Below are 20253 nucleotides of genomic sequence, written 5' to 3' on the forward strand. Positions count from 1 at the left end.
TTTACTCTTTGTGAGCTTCTATTAAATGAATTTCGTCTTCATCGTCATCTTCATCATCATAACCATCTTTTGCTGGTCCGCTTACTTTTTCTTGTAATGTTTGGAAAATGATAAACAATACTGGAATTACGAAAACTCCTAAGATTGTACCAATTAACATACCTCCTACAGCTCCTGTCCCAATAGATTTATTACCAACAGCACCTGCTCCAGAAGCAAACATCAAAGGAACAAGTCCGAGAATAAAGGCGAAAGAGGTCATCAAAATTGGACGCAAACGTGCTACAGCTCCTTCAATCGCCGCTTGTACAATAGGCAAACCTTTACGTCTTCTGTCCAAAGCAAATTCGACAATCAAAATACCGTTCTTCGCCAAAAGTCCAATAAGCATGATTAAAGAAATCTGTAAGTAAATATTACTATTCAATTTAAAAATAATCGAGAACAAATAGGCTCCTGCCAATCCAAACGGAATTGATAATAATACTGCGAATGGCAAAATATAACTTTCGTACTGCGCACTTAACAAGAAATAAACGAATACCAAACACAAGATGAAAATGAAAATTGTCTCACTTCCTGATGCTAATTCCTCACGCGTTAATCCAGAGAATTCATAACCATAACCAGCAGGAAGATTTTCTGCAGCCACTTCCTGAATTGCTTTAATAGCATCTCCAGAACTGTAACCTGGTTTTGGTGCTCCTGTAATCGAAATTGACGTAAACAAGTTAAATCTCGAAATAGATTCTGGTCCAAATACTCTTGTCATTTTTACAAACTCGGTAATTGGCGCCATATTTCCTGCACTGTTTCTAACGAATATTTTATTCAATCCCTCTGTATTAGCTCTAAATTCTGGAGCCGCCTGAACCATTACACGATACTGTTTTCCGAATTTGTTAAAATTCGAAGCGTACAATCCACCATAGTAACCTTGCATTGTTGACAGAATCGTATTTACAGAAACTCCAGCATCTTTCGCTTTCGCTAAATTAATATCCATCATATACTGAGGAAATCCAGGGTTGAATGGTGTCGTTGCGTATTGAATTTCAGGACGTTCTGCTAATTTTGCTAAGAACTCATTATTCACTTTATAAAACTCAGCAGTTGTATGTCCTCCTTTATCCTGCAATTGGAATTCAAATCCGCCACTTTGTCCAAAACCTTGAATCGTTGGAGGCGAAATGAAGAAAATACTTGCCTCACGAATACCGCTAGTTTTAGCAAAAAGCTGTCCGATTACATCATCAACACTTAATTCTCGCTCATCCCAAGGAAGCAATTTTACAATAACCATACTGTAAGCACTACCCGCTCCAGCCGTAAAGTTCTGTCCAACGATTCGAAGTGTATTTTTAACTCCAGGAATAGTTTTCGCTATACTATCAACTCTTTTGGCAATAATATCTGAACGCTCCATAGAAGCTGATGGCGGTAAACTAATATTCGCGAAAACAGTTCCCTGATCTTCCGAAGGAACGAAAGCCGAAGGTGTAGTTTTCATCATATAAACCAAAGCCACACCAGCAATTACAATTGAAGCCAATGCAATCCATTTTTTCGCAGAAAGGAAACTTACTGAGCGTTTGTATCTTGCCGTAACATTATCGAATGCAACGTTAAATGAAGTATAAAAACGCTGTAAATAACTTTTATGTTTATGATCGTCAGCATGCGGTTTCAATAAAAGCGCACATAAAGCTGGACTCAAAGTCAAGGCGTTTACTGCCGAAAGAATAATCGCAACTGCCAGTGTAATACCAAACTGTTTATAGAAAACTCCTGTAGATCCATTAATAAAGGTTACCGGAATAAATACCGCCGCCATTACCAAAGTAATCGAAATAATCGCTCCCGAAATTTCGTCCATCGCATGAATCGTCGCTTTTTTTGCCGATTTATATCCGTGATCAAGTTTGGCGTGTACCGCCTCAACTACCACAATTGCATCATCGACCACAATACCAATGGCGAGTACCATTGCAAAAAGCGTTAATAAGTTAATCGTAAATCCGAATAAATTCAGGAAGAAAAACGTACCTACAATCGCAACTGGAACCGCAATTGCCGGAATTAAAGTCGATCTAAAATCCTGAAGGAAAATAAATACTACGATGAAAACCAATATAAAAGCTTCAATCAAAGTGTGAATTACTTTCTCAATAGAAGCATCTAGATTTTCGTTGACATCCACCATAATGGTATATTTCATACCTTTTGGAAAACTCTTTGCTGCTTCTTCAATCAGTTTTTTAGAATTGATGATTACATCACGCGCATTAGATCCTGGAGTCTGGCTAATTGCCATTGCTGCCGATTCTACGCCGTTTGTTTTAATAGTTGATGAATAACTTAAAGACCCCAGCTCTACTTTAGCCACATCTTTAAGTCTCAACATTTGTCCGTTTCCAACAGATTTGATAATGATGTTTTCAAATTCCTGAGCGCTTGTTAAACGCCCTTTATATTTGATTACATATTGAAAAGCCTGATTCCCGTTCTCACCAAATTTACCTGGTGCGGCTTCGATATTCTGTTCTGCCAAAGCTGTAGAAATATCACTTGGAATCAATTTATATTGCTGCATTACGTCTGGTTTCAGCCAGATTCTCATAGAGTAATCTTTTGAACCAAAAACAGTTACATCACCTACTCCAACTACACGCTGAATTTGTGGTACAAGGTTAATCTTGGCATAATTTTGAAGAAACGTCTGATCGTAAGCTTTATCATCACTGTATAAAGAGAAAATCAACAAGTTACTACTCTGGCTTTTTGTAACAGTAACCCCTGCCTGAGTTACCTCTACAGGTAGTAAACTTGTTGCTCTCGAAACCCTGTTTTGAACGTTTACAGCTGCTAAATCAGGATTGGTTCCCACTTTAAAGAAAACTTTTATAGAAGCATTTCCATCATTTGTGGCTGTAGAAGTCATGTAAGTCATGTTTTCTACACCATTAATTTGTTCTTCCAACGGAATTACGATACTTTTAAGTACCACATCTGCATTGGCTCCGGTATAACTTGCTGCCACGTTTACCGTTGGCGGTGCAATATCCGGATATTGAGAAATCGGTAACTCAATTAGGCCTAAAACACCTAAAATAACGATAATAACAGATATTACCGTCGAGAGTACGGGTCTTTGTATAAATTTTTTAAACATTTCTTTTATTTTAATTCGGCGTAAACTGCTTCCTGGCTTTGAGTTTGGGCTTTAATTTCAGTTCCTTCTTTTAATGAAGCTACTCCTTCTAATACGATTTGGTCACCTGCTTGTAAACCGCTTGTTACCACATAATAATTTCCTGCTGTATTTTCAAGCACTGTGATATTGACATTCTTTGTTTTATTGTCTTTCCCTAATACTACCGCAAACATTTTATCCTGAAGTTCAAACGTTGCGCTTTGAGGAACAATGATTCCATCTTTTATATCTTTTGGAATACGAACTGTAGTACTGCTTCCGCTTCTGATAATTCCTTTTGAATTTGGGAAACGGGCTCTTACATTTACAGTTCCTGTTTCTGTATTGATCAATCCGTTTACAGTTTCAATATTCCCTTTTTCATCATATGCAGAACCATCAGACAACAATAATGAAACTGCTGGCATGCTTTTGATTTTCTGAGCTAATGAAGCTCCTGTGCTATTTTCTTTAGTAAAGTTTAAAAGTGCTTTTTCGTTCATAGCGAAATAAGCGTAGACATTTCCAATACTAGAAACAGTTGTTAAAGGTTCTGTTGTATTAGAGCTTACTAAACTTCCTAAACGAAATGGTATTGAACCTACAACTCCATTTACTGGGCTTGTAACAGTTGTATATCCTAAATTAACTTTAGCATTTACCAAAGCTGCATTTGCTTGAGCCAAAGCTGCAACAGCCGACTCATAAGTATATTGAGCTGATTCTAAATCATATTTACTAATGATACCTTTTTCCACCAATGGTTTAACTTTATTTACAGCCAATTTTGCCGAACTTACTTCTGCTTGAGCGCTTTTAATACTTGCAGCTGCTGTACGAACTTGCTGCTCATACTCTGGCGCGCTAATTTTAAATAATGGCTGTCCAGCTTTTACTACCGCTCCCTCATCAACAAAAATCTTATCGATGTAACCTTCAACTCTTGGTCGGATTTCTATATTTTGCTGTCCTTGTATACTAGCTGGAAAGTCACTGTTTAATGTAGCTGATTCTGGCTGTAATACAACAGTTTTATACTCTTTAATTTGCGGCGCACCGCCGGCTTGTGCCGATTTATCATTTTTATTACCGCAAGAAGCGATAATAACTGAGGCTGCGAGAATACTTAAAAATGATTGCTTCTTCATCTTGAAAAATGTGTAATTATCTATTATATGTCAACAAAAGAACTAAAATATAACACACGAAATTTTTCAAATAGACGAAGAGCGAGAGACAATCGATAAAGGCAAGATGACAGCCGACGGAATTTTTTTAAATATTAAACAAGTGTTTAATTTTTGTCTTATCGGTTCTAAAATGCTTTTTAGAGACTCTAAATCGGGTTTTAGCGATTGCTCAAATTTTATATTCAAATAAAATGTAATATTGTCCTTAAAATCAGAAATTAGAATGACACCAAACTTTTTTAGACCTTATCTTTTTACTGGATTACACATACTGGGATGGTTCTTATTAGGGTATCTTATGTTGTTTTACATTCCTCTAACTTGGAATGTTGTGCTTCCGCAAGCATTCTGGCTTTGGCAGAGTATAGTCTTATTTCTTTTAATAGTTGTTTTTTATTCAACAGCAAAAATCGTTGTTCCAAAAACCATTATTAAAGACAATACTTCTCTGTATTTAATTTGGGCTTTTCTTGCAATTTTCACATTACAGTTAATCGCTTATTTTTATACTTCTCAAACCGATCTTCATAACCAAATTAGTAAAGCAATTGGTTTTAAAAAATATAAAAATCCATACTTTGACAATTACGTTTTTACACTGACATTACTAGTTTTAGGAATCAGTACAAGTTGGGCGATGTTACAGCATTGGCAGAAAGCCGCACAGCACAAACTGAAATTAGAGCAAGACAAGACAATGGCTGAATTAGCCATGCTGAAAGCGCAGATAAATCCGCATTTTTTCTTTAATTCACTAAATAGTATTTATTCGCTTACTTATACTGATATTGAAGATTCTAGAAATGCACTTCATACTTTAAGCCGTATGATGCGTTATTTACTTTACAGCACAGAAGGCGAACGAACGACATTATTTAAAGAAGTAGAATTCTTAAAAGATTTTATCGCTTTGATGAAGCTTCGTGCCAATAGTAAGTTAACTATCACCACAGAAATCCCTGAAAAACTGCATGACTATCCAATTGTTCCAATGTTATTACTACCTTTAGTAGAAAATGCATTTAAACATGGCGTTCATGCGACTGATAAAAGCGAAATACACATTAAACTTTCGCAAAATGATACTGATCTCGAATTTGAAGTAGAAAATACTTTCTTCGAAAAAACATCAGTTTCTGATGAAGGCGGAATTGGTTTAACCAATACCAAACGTAGATTGCAATTGATTTATCCGAATCAGCATCATATCACTTTTGGTGTTACCAATCACGGAACATATAAAATTAAATTGAAAATAACTTTAGAGCAATGACCTTATTAAAATGTATAGCGGTAGATGATGAACCATTGGCTTTAAAACTGGTAGAAACGTTTATACACCAAACTCCGTTTTTAGAATTAATAACAACATGCGACAATGCTGTCGATGCAATGGGTATCATTCGAGAAACCAAACCTGATCTCGTTTTCTTAGACATCAATATGCCCAATTTGAGCGGAATGGAATTGGCAAGACTTCTTCAAGATCAGCCTGGACCGTTGCCAAAAATCGTATTTACAACGGCTTACAATCATTATGCAATTGAAGGTTACCGCGTTAATGCAGTCGATTATCTTCTAAAACCTTTTAGTTACGAAGAATTCCTTCGCGCTTCGAGTAAAGTTTTACAATTATCAGAAGAAGCTAATAATCATTTTAATACCATTGCAGCAGATGATGAATTTATCTTTCTAAAAATTGAATACCAATGGGTTAGAATTTCGTTAAAAGACATTACTTATATCGAAAGTCTGAAAGATTATGTAAAAGTACATCTTGAAGATTCTCAAAAAGCTTTATTATCGCTGATTTCTCTAAAAGCTCTCGAAGAAAAACTTCCTTCATCCAAATTTATGCGCGTTCACCGTTCGTTTATTGTTTCGCTAGATAAAATAAGCGCCATTAGTAAAAACTCAATTTTTATTGATAAAATAGAAATTACAGTTGGCGAACAATATAAAGAAGCTTTTAAAATGCTAGTCGATAAGTGGCTAAAATAAAATTAGAATTACAAAAATCATGGAAAAAAGATCAAACAAATATTACCTGACTTTAAGTCTAAAGGAATATGCAAACGGCGAAACTCAGCCAGCAAAAGAATTAGGAATCGAATTTGACAATCATGACGAAATCTTCGGAATTATAGAAAGAATAAAAGAAAAGAAGCTTTTCGCAGACGATTCAGAAGCTGTACAGTTTGCAATTGGACTAAAATTATTCAGCGAAATCAAAATTAAGAATCGTAAAAACCCACTTTTTGATGAATTAAATGAAGTTTTTCCTGTCTTTATGAAAAAACTAAAAAGCCTTTAAAAAATCCTTTAAAAATAAGGTCTAAGAGCTATTGTCCATCAAATTTTTAATCTCGATTTTAGGATGATAAAAAAATAATCTAATTATTATTGACAATAATCTCTCACAAATTCCCGTTTCAATTAAGCATGTCCCACTAAATGCTTTTCCTTAAGAAGTTTAATTTCTTTTGTTTTGAAATTCTTTTGCTTCGCTTAAAGCATTTAGGCATTCTTAATTGAAAATATAAAAGATTTTCTTTTGAAACTGACCATTTCATTACTAAGGAATCTCTTAAAAACGATCTTCTCTTTCGAAATGTTCGATAATGCATAATTTATTTTTTAACCATTAAAATGAAAGCATTATGATAATTCAAAAAAGTATTTTTCTTCTTGTCGGAATCCTTGTTTTAGGCAGCTGTTCGAATAATGACAATACTGACGGAGACACCGATCCAGGACCAACAGGACCGCCTGTAGAAACTGGCACAGCCAATACAACTTATCAGCCAGCATTTTCTGGACAGACACGTGCAGGAAGTATTCAAACCACAACAGAATATGAAGCTAAAGTAATTACCAGCGGTTTAAGTGCACCTTGGGGAGTTGCTTATCTTCCTGACGGGCGCCTTTTAGTTACTGAAAAAGCAGGCAACATTCGAATTGTTACTCAAGCTGGAGTTATTGGTAATGCTTTAACTGGTGTACCTACTGTTAATCCCGCAGATCAAGGTGGATTACTAGGAATATGCTTGGATCCTGAATTTGCCACAAACCGAATGATTTATTGGGTATTTTCTGAAATCGTAGCTGGTGGAAATATTACCGCTGTAGCGAAAGGAAAAATATCGGACAATGAAACCGCAGTTGAAAATGTAACAGTTATTTATCGTTCGAATACACCAAATGCCAGCACACTACATTATGGAGGCCGAGTACTATTTGACAAAACTGGAAATCTATTTGTAAGCATTGGTGAAAGATCTGTTTTACAAACACGTCCACTGGCTCAATCAGTTACGAGTAGTTTGGGTAAAATTGTCCGTATTACAACTAACGGACAAGCCGCAACAGGAAATCCGTCTTTTACACAAACCGGAGCTTTACCAGAGCTTTACACTATTGGTCATAGAAATCCTCAAGGCTTGGCTATTCATCCAACAACAGGCGAATTATGGCAAAGCGAACACGGTCCAAGAGGCGGCGACGAAATTAATAGAATTAAAGCTGGGGCAAATTATGGCTGGCCAACAATTACTTATGGAATTGAATATAGCGGAGAAAAAATTGGAGAAGGAATTACACAGCTAACAGGAATGGAACAGCCCGTTTATTACTGGGATCCTGTAGTTTCTCCAAGCGGCATGACTTTCTACGCTGGAAACCGTATTCCAGAATGGCAAAATAATCTATTCATAGGTTCATTAAGTGGCACACATATTGTACGTTTAGCTTTTAAAGACAATAAAGTCGCTGGAGAAGAAAGATTATTGGCCGGACAAGGACAAAGATTTAGAGATATTACACAAGGAAAAGATGAAGCATTATACGCCGTTACCGATCAAGGAAGACTTTACAAAATTGATAAAAAATAGAAAGTAAACTTGTTCACTATACATGCCAAAAACGCCCCTTATTAAGGGGCGTTTCGTGTTTTATGATTTTTTTGTTTCAAGTTTCAAGTTTCAAGTTCCAAGTTAAGCGCAACGGAATAAAACATGAAACATGAAACATGAAACTTGAAACTTGAAACTTGAAACTTGAAACAAAAAACTTAAGCTTTTGCTTTTCTTTTTACTGTACAGCCAATTTCTTTAGTTTGCGTAATTGCTGGTTTTTGACCACTTTTTAAAGACGCGATTACATCTTCTGCATATTTTACTTTCTCAGGATTATTCCCTTCTGGATCATTATCGATTGCTCCAACATATTCTACAACATTTCCTTTTGAAGTTTTAGAAACTATGAAAATATGAGGTGTACGTTTTGCACCATATTCATCAGTAATTTTTTGCCCTGGATCAAATAAATATGGGAAAGGATATTTTTTGTCTTTTGCTAAATCTTGCATTTTTGCAAATGTATCTGCATTTGAAGCTTCAGGATCATTTGGATTAATAGCAATTACTGGATATCCTTGTGGTCTGAATTTTTTATCTAAATCGATAATTCTTTGCTCGTAACCAATTGCGTATGGACAAGTATTACAAGTAAAAACAACAATATAGCCTTTTGCATCTTTAAAAGTTCCAAAAGAAACTTCTTTATTGTCAACATTTTTCAGTTTGAAATCTGGAGCTGCATCGCCCGCTTTAAGTGTTACAGCATTTTGTGCGTGAGATAGAAAAGCAGAAAATGCTAATGCTAGTAATAAGATTATTTTCTTCATAATGGTTTACAGTTTTTTATATTCAGTTAATAATTGTTCATAGGTAAATTCGCTTTCAACAAATTTTCTTTTACCGTTTTTAATGAAAAGCGTTGCCGGAATACTTCCTGACCAGCTTGGATCAATTCGATCGATAAACTCTTGTGGATTACTTTCGTTTAAAAGAAAAACTTCATTCTTTAAGTTTTTCCTCTTTACAAATGGAATTACATTCGATTCCAATTTCGATTTAAAATCTAAGCTTACTAATAAAACAGCTACTTTTTCTGATTTATGTTCAGCTCCCAATTTCTCAAAATGTGGTAATTCTTTTATACACGGCGCGCACCAAGTTGCCCAAAAATTGACTACATAAGTGCTGTCTTTTCCGTTTTTAATTCTTTCATTAAGCTGATTTATATTTAAAAGCTTAACGTTCTGATTATATCCTTTTATAGAAAAAAGCAGAAATAGAAGAAAGGAGATTTTTAAGAATTTATTTTTCATAGACCTTCTGATCTTAAAATTAATTTGTTTCCTACAAATATAAACTAATGCTGAATTAGATTTTGTTAATGAAAATTTAATGAGTGTTTTAAAGGAACATCTTTGGCTTCGATTTTTACGAAGTAAAAAATAAACAATTAATTAAAGCTTGCAATCACTTATAATGAATCTCACTTTTTGCAAAGGCAGTTATCAAGATTAGGATGTTTTTTCTAAGTCACATTTTTTTGACTAATTGACTAGCAATGATATTCATCCCAACTTTGCAGTAAATTCAAAACTCGAGAGTACATTTTAAAAAATTATGAAAATACTGTCGCTACTATTAATCTTGATTTGCAGTTCAAGCTGCCAATCACAAACGAATTCTAAAATGAGTGAAGACAAAACGAATCCGCTATTGTGTGATCCTATAAGTGGAATGTGTGAAATGCCTGTTGGCGAAAAATCGAATGAAAAAACAAGTATTCCAACAGAAAATAAACCTGTAAAAATAATTTACTATACTGATCCAATTTGCTCTTCTTGCTGGGGAATTGAACCTCAGCTTAGAAAATTAAAATTAGAATATGGAGATTATTTTGAAATTGATTACCGAATGGGCGGATTATTGCCTGATTGGAGCTATAACAGTGGTGGAATAAGCAAACCTTCTGATGTTGCACATCATTGGGACGAAGTCAGTTTATATTATGAAATGCCAATTGACGGGAATGTTTGGATTGAAGATCCGTTAGATTCTTCTTATCCTTCTTGCATTGCGATGAAAGCGGCTCAAATGCAAAGCAAGGAAAAAGCGATTTATTTTATGCGTATTCTTCGCGAAAAGCTTTATCTAGATAAAAAGAATATTGCAAAATGGGAAAATATAGCAGAAGCTGCAAAAATCGCAGGTTTGGATGTTCAGAAACTAAAAACAGATTACGATGATGCCGAAGAACTTTTTCAAGAAGATTTAAATCTAGGAAAAACTCTTGGCGTACGAGGTTTCCCAACTTTATTTTTAGCCAATGCAGATAATAATCAATTAACTGTTTATGGTTCTAAACCTTATGCTGCTTATGAAAATGCTTTATTAAAGCTATTTCCAAAAGCAAAAAAGAAGAAATTTAAAAATGAAAATACGTTAGATTTGTTTGAGATTTTCCCAACATTAGCTCCAAAAGAATATGGTGTTATTTTAGATAAATCGACTTCTGAAGCAAAAGCTATTTTAGAGAAATTATATCAGCAAGGTCTATTAGATAAAAAGACAATAAAGAATGGTTCACTTTATATTAAAAAGTAATCTAATGGAAAACCGTAGAAGCAATTTTTTGCGGTTTTTCAATTATTCTAAATCTCCTTCAAAATCAAATCAGCAACAACATCAATTGCTTGATTGATTATATTTTCAGGATTTCCTTTAAATTCATAACGTTTAGCTATTTCTTTATCTGAAAAAACGATATGGATGAAAATTGTCCCAACTGGTTTTGAAGAACTTTCACTTCCTCCTGGAGTTGTTAATCCCGTTATACCAACGCAAATATCAGAGTTTATATACCGGTAAAAATTCTGCGCCATTAATTTGGTAACTTCAGCCGATTCTGCACTGTATTTTTCGATAGTTCCCCACGGAATTTGAAGTAAATCTTCTTTCATAGAGGAATGATAACAAATTATTCCACCAATCAAAATTCTTCCGGAATTGAATACCGTCGAAAATTCATAACACATTTTTCCAGCAGAAGCACTTTCTGCAAATGATATTGTCAAGTTTTTTTCTATTAAGGCTTGGCAGCATTGAGTAACTTTATCAGATGCCATAATGTTTTTAAGATTTAATTGCACATTTATTTTACAATCAAATGTAGATTCTTTTCAATGACTAACTTTATATAATTTCTTACAATAATTACATTATAAGTAACTGTTAATTATACAACTATCATGTTTTTTTTTGTAAGGATAAGCTCGTGATTGCATGGTAAATTTGTAAAATGCGATATACAGGAAATTATAGATCCCAAGAAAAATAATAATCTTAAAAACAGTATTATGGAAAAGCAACACAACCATGATTATGGTCAGTTTGACCCTGATTATATAGATCAAAACACTCTTGCTGATGGTACTTATACCAATGAAGATCAGTTCAAACAAGTGTTAAAAAAACATGACAATCGGGAATTTGGAGAAAGCGATCCTGATTATTACGAACAAAATACTCTTATTGATAACGACAATTATGCACGAGATGAAGATCCGTATCAATATCAGGAGGAGTTTATCGAAGATCCAAAACATCCGCAAGGTGATTTTGAACCAAATACTAATATTCGATCAGAAAATATTCCGAATCAAGAGCGAATTATCAATGAAGATGATGCCATTACCAACAACGACACTCAAGATGATGTGAATGAAGAACACCATCCTGATTTAGATTATGAAGATGATGTGGAAAAGGATTCTGATCACGATCAAGATGAAGAGTTAGATGATTTTGATGCGGAACATTATCCAGAAAACCATCCGAGAGAATAACGAAATTTTCGTAAATTGTAAAGCATTAGTTTATGACTATAGGAACGCAAATTGTCTGGCTTTTTGTATTAGCAATTCCAATCGCTTGTATAAGCTGGACTGTCACGCACGAAGAGATTTTTAGAGAACCTCATGAATGGTGTGTCAGACATTCTAAAAATGACAGGTATATCTTGTCAAGAAAGTTCTTTTATCTTCTTACGTGCGAGTATTGCTTTAGTCACTATGTCACAATCGCTTTTTTGATTATCTGTGATTATAAACTTTTGTTAAATGATTGGCGAGGCTATATTTTGGCAGGGTTTTCTCTGGTTTTTATGGCAAATGTTTATATGAGTCTTTTTGCTTTGCTTCGTCAAACTATTAAAAAAGAAAAAGTCGAAATCGAAAAAATTGAAAGCGAAACAGATAATGAAACAATTAAATAAGTATAACTAAAATAAATTAACATTATGGAGAACTTAAATTTCATAGACCCATTATTACACGGAATCACACCTGAAAAAAAGCCGCTGAATCTTTCTGTAAAACAAATGGTATGTGCTGGGGTTGGTGTTCTTTTAACATCAGCAGTTTTGAAAAAAACAGGACACAAAAAAGCAAGTGCTGTTGTAGGAAGTCTTGCTTTACCAATTTTAGCATCGGCTTGTTATAAAAAATACAATCAAGTTAGCAAAGAAAAAATAGATGCCCAGACAAGTAGCGGTATCGAATACAATCATTAATCGTTTTTTTTTATCTCATAAAAAAAGGAGCACTTTCTTTTAGAAAGTACTCCTTTTTTATATTAAAATCTGAGTTTAAGAAATATTTCCTTCAACCCAATTTAAAGCTTTATTAAAGTCTATTTTTTTATAACCACGAAATTCCCCTGGAACAATGTAACTAAATCCGTTTGTGAAAGAGATTATTTCATCTGTATCCGTTACAATTGCAGCTCTATTCCACTTTCCTAAATGTTTAAGTCCCAAAAGCCCATCTTGAAGCCAAGCACCCGCGGTAAAATTCTGAATATCGGTATCTAAAACCAATAAAAAATTAATCTCATTTGTTTGTTTTACCAAATGCTCAACGGCTGGAATTACTGTTGTCAAAAAATCGTCCTTTGTTACTTCTGCCAACGCTCTAAAGGCTACAATATTATCGGTAGTATCTATTTGATGTATCATGATTTTTATACTTTTTTGAGTTACTTAAATGAGTTTTGTCAGAGCACTTTATAAAATACTCAATTATATCTCAAATATACTTATTATCAGTGACATAGAATTTACATTTAACTATTCGTTTATTATATTTTTTTAAGAGACAAAGTTTCAAAGTAGCAAAGTGACAAAGGTTTATATCGAATACTTAAATAGGGATTCGTGTTAAAGAGGATCAAAATATTATCATTAAATAACACTATAATAAAGTTATTTCCACTTTAAATCAATAAAATTGCATTCAATTAAAAGTTCCGAAACTTCTAATAAACCCCAAATTTATTAAAGTTAAAAACCTATGTATTCAAGATTCACAATATTATACCTGTTAACGTTTTTTGCATTTTTCAATTCTACTATTTCCGCACAAAAAATCAAAAACCTAAACGGAACACAAATCGCATTTTTATCTGACATCCATTTGCAAGACTTATTCGGCAGATTTTCAGATTCAGATTATAAAGGAGTTTTAAATCCAAAAACAGGAGAATATGCTTTGGTGCGTACTATGTCATCGCAGCTTCATTCCACTCGAATTTTCAATGAAAATTATTTTGCATTTATAGCTGCTTTAGAAGATATCGCAAAGCGAAAAATCAAATATGTAGCGCTTCCGGGAGATTACACAGATGACGGACAGCCAATTCACGTTCTCGGATTAGCCAAAATATTAGATCAATATAGTAAAAAATACGGAATAGAATTTTTCATCACAACAGGAAATCATGATCCAGTTGGGCCTTTTGCTCAAGAATCTGGAAAGGAAGATTTCTTAGGAAAAGAAGGCAAAAGTCAACCCATTTATAGCAAAGAAGGTCTTTATAAGCCAAATTTAAACATCGAACAGCCCGTAGTTGTTACCGCCGATATTGCTAAAATGGGTTATTTAGGAATTACAGACCAACTTCAGAATTTTGGCTTTCATCCCAACAAAAAATACAAATTTTGGGCAACTCCATTTTCTTCCTATACAGATGAAAATTATACATTCGAAAAAGCTTTAGAAAGCGCTAAACTAGAAAATCGTGTATATGAAGTAGCGCCAAGTTATGAAGTTCCAGATGTTAGTTATGTTGTAGAACCAATCGATGGACTTTGGCTAATGGCAATCGACGGAAATGTTTATATACCAAAGAAAAATGCTTCTACTGAAAAAGATTCTAAAAATTACAGCGAAGCAAGTACAGGTTATAACAATGTGCTTTCGAACAAAAAACATCTTATAAAATGGGTTGAAACTATTTCGGTTCAAGCCAAAAAACAAAGAAAAACTTTAATCGCTTTCAGTCATTTTCCTATGATTGATTTTAATGATGACGCTTCCGCGGAAATAAAAGAACTTCTTGGCCCAAACAAATGGCAGTTGAACCGCGTTCCTGTAGAAGAAGTGGCACAGGTTTTTGCAGATGCGGGATTGAAGATTCATTTTGGAGGTCATATGCATATTAACGATACGGGTGTGAGAACTTCTGCAAAAGGAAATACTTTGGTTAATATTCAGACGCCATCGCTTGCGGCTTATATTCCTGCTTATAAATTATTGACTTTCAAGAAAGATAATATTATCGATATTCAAACCATTACTATCGATGACGTTCCGAGATATAACGAACTTTTCGATTTGTATAAAATGGAATATCAATTTTTGGAAAGTCAGAAAACGCAAGATATTTGGAATATTGATATTTTAAAAACAAAAAACTATCACGATTTTACCGATTTTCATTTGAAAGAATTAGTTCGGCTTCGTTTCTTAAAAGACGATTGGCCTTCTGCTTTCAAAGCTTTTATATTGAATGTTTCTGCGAAAGATTTATTGGTTTTAGCCAATATACAATCGGATAAGGATTTTGATTTTATCCTAAAAAATAAAGAACAGTTTCAAAAAGAATGGAATGAAGCTGAAGCGAAATCTGAGAAAGCTTTAACTCTAAACAATTTGAAAAAAGATAATTTTAATTGGACGGGATACGATCTTTTAGTAGATTTTTATCGTTTCAGAAGCGCAGACGAATTGGCTTTGGTTGATATTGGAACTCAAAGAGCAAAAGAATATAAAGTTTTATCTAATTTATTTTTACAAGGTTCTAAAGCTGATCTTTCGAAAGATAATCCGATGCAAAAACAAATGAAATTATTTCTTATCATTTTCAATAAATTCATGCACGAAGTTCCAGCTGATCATTTCACAGTTGATTTGAAAAATGGGGAGATTAAGAGTTTGAAATAACTTTGTAATTTAACCGCAAAGAACGCAAAGTTTTTATTATTTGAATACGCTTAAAAACGCAAAGTTCGCAAAGCTATATGGATAAAACTTTGCGAACTTTTCATTTTATAAAAATTTAGCTCAAAAAAACTTAGCGTGCTTTGCGTAAACCTTAGCGCTCTTTGCGGTAAAAAAAAAGCCATCATTTCTGACAGCCTTTATCACATTAAAACCTAAAATTTAATGTATCTAAAACCATTATGGCAAATGGGTTATGATTATTTTTTAATAAAACGTCTTACCGTTTTGATTCCGTTTTTTTCAACTGAAATCAAGTAAACGCCCGTTTTTAAAGTAGAAACGTCTACACTATTATTATTTACGGTTTGAGAGGAAACAGTTGCTCCACCTTCAGTATTAATAATATTTACATTTCCGCCAGAAACTTCGGTACTGAAAAAGATTTCGCTTTCTGTTGGATTTGGATAAATTTCTAAACTGGCAATAGATTGTTCAGTAGTCGGCGCAGCTGATCTTGCAGTTGAACCCGATTTTGTTATTCTAAACCAGTTGATATTAAAACCAGTATTTTGAACATAGATTCCGAAATTATACGTTCCAGCATTTACGTTCACAGTTTGAGTAATCGTCTGCCAGTTTTGCCATCCACCAGTATTTGGAACATTTATAGCACCAAGCTGAATAGTTCCTGCATTTAAATCAGATGATAATCTTCCGCCTGTAACTGCACTTGAGACACGATATTCAATTTGGTAAGAACCAGAAGTTGGGAAATTAATATTATAATAAGCCATCCAATCGCCTGTATCACAATATCCAACATTTAATCCACCGCCAGTATCTGTTGTTGCTTCGGTTTGAACACCGCTCATAGTATTGTAATTTTCTGCTTGAATTAAAGTTCCAGTTGCTGGAGGATTGCTTCCTGTAATAACCTGATTAATTGCCGTTAGCAAAGATTTTGAGCCTGTTGCATCTTGAGACAATTCCCAAATCATTACACCAGCCGCATTTTGAATCGCAAAAGTTGTTTTTTGTTTGATCGTCGGAATTCCGTTGTAATAAATGGTGTTTCCAACTTGATCTAAATTTTCAGCGCCTGGATATTGTGCTACAATATTGGCATAAGAAATTCCTTGGTTAGCAGAAGCTCCAAAACCATATCCGTAAAACGGAAGTCCAATTACGGCTTTACTTGCAGGCAATCCTCTTCCTGTCCAATAATTAAACTGATTTACTGCCATGCTATAAGGAGAATGCTGTCCCGGATTGTTTGGCGCCCAAGGACCTGTTGCATCATAAGCCATAATATTGATCCAGTCGTATGCTGCAAAAGTAGATGAAGGTACATTTGCACCACCATATCCTTCTGAAAGCGCTGCTGAAATCAATTTGCCATTGGCATGCAGTTTATTCGCTAAAGCAATCACAAATCCTCCGTAATCACCATTAATTGCTGGCCCTTCTAAATCTACATCGACTCCATCAAAATTGTGAGCAACAACATAATCGTATATTTTTTGAATGAAAGCGGTTCTATTTGCTGGAGTTATCAGATTAAAATAATTGTCACGAATTGCTCCTCCTTCTGAAACTGAACCTCCTCCAAGGGAAACAAAAACTTTTACATTCTGCGCATGTGCTGCATTGATGATCGTATTGCTTCCTGAATTAAAACTCAAATATCCACTGGCATCGGGATTTTCGAAAGCAATATTAATGTGCGTTAATTTACTATACTGAATAGTGCTTGAAAAAGCATTTAAATCAATCCAATTTGGAATATATGCGATTACCTTTTTTTGGGCTACAGAAAAATTAAAAACACCCAATGCTAAAATAAGAATCCATTTTGCCGACATTCTTTTGTAATTGTCTTTCATAGTGATTTGTTTTAATTTGTAAATTATGGGGATATTGAAAAATTGCAGGTTTCAGATTTTAATCTAAAACCTGCATTCTAAAATTATTTTTTAATAAAACGTTTAACCGTTTTTGCACCATCTTTATGGAAAACAACAAAGTAGATTCCTGTTCTAAGACGTGAAACATCAATAGCATTATTATTGATTTTTTGCTCAGAAACTAGCGTTCCTGTCTGATCTATAATACTCACTTTTTCTCCGCTTACAGATGTTGTCACAAAAAGAGTATTTTCTGCTGGGCTTGGATAAATATTTAGTTCAGTTGCAACTGGTTCTTGTTCTACTAAGGTTTCAGTTGCAGCCATTCTAGCTGTTCCTGCTACTTTTGTAATTTTAATCCAGTTGATGTTCATTCCTGTATTCTGAATGTAGATTCCGAAATTATACGTTCCTGCATTTACGTTTACAGTCTGCGAAACGGTTTGCCAGTTTTGCCATCCTCCAGTATTTGGAATATCAACATTTCCTAAAAGAATCGCTCCTGCATTCAAATCAGATGATAATCTTCCGCCAGTAACAGCACTTGCAACTCGATATTCGATTAAATAAGAACCTGTCGTTGGGAAATTGATGCTATTATATGCTAACCAGTCACCTGTCTCTGTGTAACCTACGTTTGAACCTCCGCCAGTATCTGTAGTTGCTTCAACTTGAATCCCGCTCATTGCTGAATAATCTTCTGCCTGAATTAAAACTGAAGTTTGAGAACTTGTTGCTGGAACTAATTTCCACTGTCCGCAAGTCTGATTATTGTTATCCCATTGCTGCACAATTGCTCCCGATGCTGTACTTGCTCCTGCAACTTCAACAATTCTTCCGCTGTGACGGGCAACAATTTTATAATAGCCATCGCCAGTTGAAACCAAAATAAACTGCTGATTTGTCGTTGCATTGTATGGATATTGTTCTACTCTTGCTCCATTAGCTTTATTGAAGTTATTGATGTCCATTGACATTCCGCTGTGGTTGGCAATGATTTTATACATACCGTCTCCTAAATGCGTAAAAGTAAATTTCTGATTGTTTCCAGAATTTAAAGCACCTTGATTAATTCCTGCTCCGTTTGACATGCTTGAATTCCAAACATCCATATACAAACCGCTATTTCTGTTTTGAAGAAAGAATGTCTGGTTTCCTAAAGTAGTAGTTCCGTTTGCAATAACTCTAATCGAACTTACTTTATCGTTCCAAGTTGTGTTCAAACAAGAATTATCAGAATTGATTACGGTTGAAGCACCTCCAAAATTATCGTCTTGATATAAAATTGCCTGATAACCTTGAGTTATTTTAAGTGAAGAAATATCATCATTTAAAACTCCCAAAGAATTTAAACGAGCCAGATTATAATCTCCAATTGTTAATCCGCCAGAGAAGCCTGTGTAGTTGCAATCTTTGTAAACTGTAATAACATCTGTTGAAGCTGGAACTGAAGGTGTAGTAAGTCCGTAATAACCTCCAAATGTCGCGATAACTTTGGTTGGCTGTGGCGAATGAAGCGATGGCGATTGATCGGCAACATCATCATAAGCAAATCCGTAAGCTAAATTATCGATATTGATTCCTGGTAAATGCCAGAATTTAGAATAATGATTTGTTGGGTTTGTTTGATAATATTTCGATGCATCATACCAATTCTGCTGACCTGGATTTGCCGTTGTAGTATTTACAACATGACGGTTAATTGCGGCCGTCAATTGCGATTGAATTACAAGATCTAAATCTCCGTCAACCAATCTTCTGTCCAAAACTCCTTTTCCTTCAAGAGCTTCTTGGGTTGTTGGCCTATTTTGAACGCGTCCTGTTCTTCCAACAAAAGCGCCAGATTGTCCAACCATTTCTAGTTGTTCTCCAATAACTCTTCCTTTGAATACTCCTGCATCTCCTGCGTAAAAGATCAAATCTTCATTTTTGTATTTGTTCCAAATTGCATCAATATATGATTTTAAATAATTTGCGTATTGTCCCGATCCTTCAGCGTAAGCAGCCGTTTTAGAAGGTGCAGTAATTTCTCCTGTTGCATCATTCACACAACCTTGAAATTCTGCTGGAACATTCGCTTTAAAAGCGGCAACGATATCAGCATGTTTTTTCAAATCACCCACTTTCTTTTGATAACCGTTAGCTCCAAACAATTCCAATCCCATTGGATATTTGTATGAATCAACTCTTGTCGGATTTCCGAAGAAACCATATTGATTATTGGTCAATTCAATCATTTCATACAAAATTCCTTGATTCGGATCTGTTGCGTTCTGCGGATTTGGCGATGCATATCCAGAAGGCGCTCCACTAGCACCAAAAAAGTAAAAGTACAATTGTGATCCTTTAGAAATAAAAACTCGGCATCCTGCAATTAATGGCAGTGTAAAAGTTTTATTTGGAATATCACTCAACTTAGTAAAACAAGATGCATATTTAGAATTTTGTCCCGGTCCTGTGTTTCCTCCGTAAGTTGGTCCAGTAACCGTATTGTAAGAAGCGTTCATTGGTAAAACCTGACTAGTTTGGGCATTGACCCAAACGTGATTTCCAGTCGTATAATCGATACCGACAATTGCTACATACAATTCGCTGTCAGCAAACGTTGAATTATTACTAATTGTAAATGGTACAGGCCCTTGAGCATGTATCAGGCTTGAAAACACTAAAAAAAGTGTTATCAAAAAAGAAAATCTTTGAAGTCTAATTTTATTCATATCTAAATAATTTTGGGGTTACGTAAATAGATTTAAACCAAAGCCATTTTCAAATAAATGGCTAAATAAATCTGCCAGGTGCAACTGGTATGCCCTCCTTGAATTGCACCCAACA

Annotated in this window: 17 protein-coding genes; 9 read left to right on the forward strand and 8 right to left on the reverse strand. The window is 34.5% G+C overall.

Going from position 1 to position 20253, the window contains the following annotated elements; all coding sequences use genetic code 11:
• Position 1 precedes the first annotated feature (1 nt).
• Complete coding sequence (locus tag OD917_RS06170) at positions 2-3172, reverse strand: efflux RND transporter permease subunit (RefSeq protein WP_263522679.1); 3171 nt, start codon at positions 3170-3172, stop codon at positions 2-4.
• A 5-nt stretch (positions 3173-3177) separates the two neighbouring features.
• Positions 3178-4341 carry an efflux RND transporter periplasmic adaptor subunit gene (locus OD917_RS06175; RefSeq protein WP_263522680.1) on the reverse strand — a complete coding sequence of 388 codons (1164 nt, stop codon included), beginning with the start codon at positions 4339-4341 and terminating at the stop codon, positions 3178-3180.
• A gap of 265 nt (positions 4342-4606) precedes the next feature.
• Here OD917_RS06175 and OD917_RS06180 point away from each other — a divergent pair, with 265 nt between their 5' ends.
• The 4 genes from OD917_RS06180 to OD917_RS06195 all read left to right on the forward strand — a co-directional run bounded on the left by OD917_RS06180 (position 4607) and on the right by OD917_RS06195 (position 8273).
• Positions 4607-5656 carry a sensor histidine kinase gene (locus OD917_RS06180; protein WP_263522681.1) on the forward strand — a complete coding sequence of 350 codons (1050 nt, stop codon included), beginning with the start codon at positions 4607-4609 and terminating at the stop codon, positions 5654-5656.
• On the forward strand, positions 5653-6384 hold the full coding sequence (locus tag OD917_RS06185; protein WP_263522682.1) for a LytR/AlgR family response regulator transcription factor: 732 nt from the start codon (positions 5653-5655) through the stop codon (positions 6382-6384). The genes OD917_RS06180 and OD917_RS06185 overlap by 4 nt, the downstream gene beginning before the upstream one ends.
• A 19-nt stretch (positions 6385-6403) precedes the next feature.
• Positions 6404-6697 carry a DUF3861 domain-containing protein gene (locus OD917_RS06190; RefSeq protein ID WP_263522683.1) on the forward strand — a complete coding sequence of 98 codons (294 nt, stop codon included), beginning with the start codon at positions 6404-6406 and terminating at the stop codon, positions 6695-6697.
• A gap of 346 nt (positions 6698-7043) precedes the next feature.
• Positions 7044-8273 (forward strand): PQQ-dependent sugar dehydrogenase, encoded by a 1230-nt coding sequence (locus OD917_RS06195; RefSeq protein WP_263522684.1) that lies wholly within the window; start codon positions 7044-7046, stop codon positions 8271-8273.
• A gap of 179 nt (positions 8274-8452) precedes the next feature.
• Here the strand turns inward: OD917_RS06195 and OD917_RS06200 are convergent, their stop codons facing one another.
• Positions 8453-9067 carry a thioredoxin family protein gene (locus OD917_RS06200; protein ID WP_263522685.1) on the reverse strand — a complete coding sequence of 205 codons (615 nt, stop codon included), beginning with the start codon at positions 9065-9067 and terminating at the stop codon, positions 8453-8455.
• Between the two features lie 6 nt (positions 9068-9073).
• On the reverse strand, positions 9074-9553 hold the full coding sequence (locus OD917_RS06205; RefSeq protein ID WP_263522686.1) for a TlpA family protein disulfide reductase: 480 nt from the start codon (positions 9551-9553) through the stop codon (positions 9074-9076).
• A 373-nt stretch (positions 9554-9926) separates the two neighbouring features.
• Between OD917_RS06205 and OD917_RS06210 the strand changes: the two genes are divergently transcribed.
• Entirely contained in the window at positions 9927-10841 is a 915-nt protein-coding gene (locus OD917_RS06210) for a DsbA family protein (RefSeq protein ID WP_263522687.1), read from the forward strand.
• Positions 10842-10888: 47 nt separating this feature from the next.
• Here the strand turns inward: OD917_RS06210 and OD917_RS06215 are convergent, their stop codons facing one another.
• Positions 10889-11362 carry a CinA family protein gene (locus OD917_RS06215; protein WP_263522688.1) on the reverse strand — a complete coding sequence of 158 codons (474 nt, stop codon included), beginning with the start codon at positions 11360-11362 and terminating at the stop codon, positions 10889-10891.
• Between the two features lie 231 nt (positions 11363-11593).
• On the opposite strand from OD917_RS06215, the gene OD917_RS06220 reads away from it, so the two are divergent.
• From OD917_RS06220 to OD917_RS06230, 3 genes are read left to right on the forward strand one after another with little or no spacing between them, the layout of a single operon-like run.
• Complete coding sequence (locus tag OD917_RS06220) at positions 11594-12082, forward strand: hypothetical protein (protein WP_263522689.1); 489 nt, start codon at positions 11594-11596, stop codon at positions 12080-12082.
• A 32-nt stretch (positions 12083-12114) separates the two neighbouring features.
• Positions 12115-12510, forward strand: coding sequence for a hypothetical protein (locus OD917_RS06225; protein WP_263522690.1), 396 nt, complete (start codon positions 12115-12117; stop codon positions 12508-12510).
• Between the two features lie 24 nt (positions 12511-12534).
• Complete coding sequence (locus tag OD917_RS06230) at positions 12535-12807, forward strand: PrgI family protein (RefSeq protein ID WP_263522691.1); 273 nt, start codon at positions 12535-12537, stop codon at positions 12805-12807.
• A gap of 75 nt (positions 12808-12882) precedes the next feature.
• Here the strand turns inward: OD917_RS06230 and OD917_RS06235 are convergent, their stop codons facing one another.
• Positions 12883-13251 carry an STAS/SEC14 domain-containing protein gene (locus OD917_RS06235; RefSeq protein ID WP_263522692.1) on the reverse strand — a complete coding sequence of 123 codons (369 nt, stop codon included), beginning with the start codon at positions 13249-13251 and terminating at the stop codon, positions 12883-12885.
• Positions 13252-13585: 334 nt separating this feature from the next.
• Between OD917_RS06235 and OD917_RS06240 the strand changes: the two genes are divergently transcribed.
• Positions 13586-15517, forward strand: a complete 1932-nt coding sequence (locus OD917_RS06240; protein ID WP_263522693.1) for a metallophosphoesterase family protein — start codon at positions 13586-13588, stop codon at positions 15515-15517.
• A 257-nt stretch (positions 15518-15774) separates the two neighbouring features.
• On the opposite strand, the gene OD917_RS06245 is transcribed toward OD917_RS06240, so the two are convergent.
• Complete coding sequence (locus OD917_RS06245) at positions 15775-17400, reverse strand: glycosyl hydrolase family 18 protein (protein ID WP_263522694.1); 1626 nt, start codon at positions 17398-17400, stop codon at positions 15775-15777.
• 83 nt (positions 17401-17483) lie between these two features.
• Positions 17484-20138: a beta-1,3-glucanase family protein gene (locus tag OD917_RS06250; RefSeq protein WP_263522695.1), complete on the reverse strand. Its 2655-nt coding sequence runs from the start codon at positions 20136-20138 to the stop codon at positions 17484-17486.
• Positions 20139-20253: the final 115 nt, after the last annotated feature.

The organism is Flavobacterium sp. SH_e (assembly GCF_025717045.1).
GTDB lineage: Bacteria > Bacteroidota > Bacteroidia > Flavobacteriales > Flavobacteriaceae > Flavobacterium.

Excerpts from the sequence above, each read along its gene's own strand:
- OD917_RS06210 (WP_263522687.1), top strand. The coding sequence starts at position 9,927 with ATGAGTGAAGACAAAACGAATCCGCTATTGTGTGATCCTATAAGTGGA.
- OD917_RS06190 (WP_263522683.1), top strand. The coding sequence starts at position 6,404 with ATGGAAAAAAGATCAAACAAATATTACCTGACTTTAAGTCTAAAGGAA.
- OD917_RS06170 (WP_263522679.1), bottom strand. The coding sequence starts at position 3,172 with ATGTTTAAAAAATTTATACAAAGACCCGTACTCTCGACGGTAATATCT.
- OD917_RS06230 (WP_263522691.1), top strand. The coding sequence starts at position 12,535 with ATGGAGAACTTAAATTTCATAGACCCATTATTACACGGAATCACACCT.
- OD917_RS06205 (WP_263522686.1), bottom strand. The coding sequence starts at position 9,553 with ATGAAAAATAAATTCTTAAAAATCTCCTTTCTTCTATTTCTGCTTTTT.
- OD917_RS06245 (WP_263522694.1), bottom strand. The coding sequence starts at position 17,400 with ATGAAAGACAATTACAAAAGAATGTCGGCAAAATGGATTCTTATTTTA.
- OD917_RS06200 (WP_263522685.1), bottom strand. The coding sequence starts at position 9,067 with ATGAAGAAAATAATCTTATTACTAGCATTAGCATTTTCTGCTTTTCTA.
- OD917_RS06215 (WP_263522688.1), bottom strand. The coding sequence starts at position 11,362 with ATGGCATCTGATAAAGTTACTCAATGCTGCCAAGCCTTAATAGAAAAA.
- OD917_RS06185 (WP_263522682.1), top strand. The coding sequence starts at position 5,653 with ATGACCTTATTAAAATGTATAGCGGTAGATGATGAACCATTGGCTTTA.
- OD917_RS06195 (WP_263522684.1), top strand. The coding sequence starts at position 7,044 with ATGATAATTCAAAAAAGTATTTTTCTTCTTGTCGGAATCCTTGTTTTA.
- OD917_RS06250 (WP_263522695.1), bottom strand. The coding sequence starts at position 20,138 with ATGAATAAAATTAGACTTCAAAGATTTTCTTTTTTGATAACACTTTTT.
- OD917_RS06240 (WP_263522693.1), top strand. The coding sequence starts at position 13,586 with ATGTATTCAAGATTCACAATATTATACCTGTTAACGTTTTTTGCATTT.
- OD917_RS06225 (WP_263522690.1), top strand. The coding sequence starts at position 12,115 with ATGACTATAGGAACGCAAATTGTCTGGCTTTTTGTATTAGCAATTCCA.
- OD917_RS06235 (WP_263522692.1), bottom strand. The coding sequence starts at position 13,251 with ATGATACATCAAATAGATACTACCGATAATATTGTAGCCTTTAGAGCG.
- OD917_RS06180 (WP_263522681.1), top strand. The coding sequence starts at position 4,607 with ATGACACCAAACTTTTTTAGACCTTATCTTTTTACTGGATTACACATA.
- OD917_RS06220 (WP_263522689.1), top strand. The coding sequence starts at position 11,594 with ATGGAAAAGCAACACAACCATGATTATGGTCAGTTTGACCCTGATTAT.
- OD917_RS06175 (WP_263522680.1), bottom strand. The coding sequence starts at position 4,341 with ATGAAGAAGCAATCATTTTTAAGTATTCTCGCAGCCTCAGTTATTATC.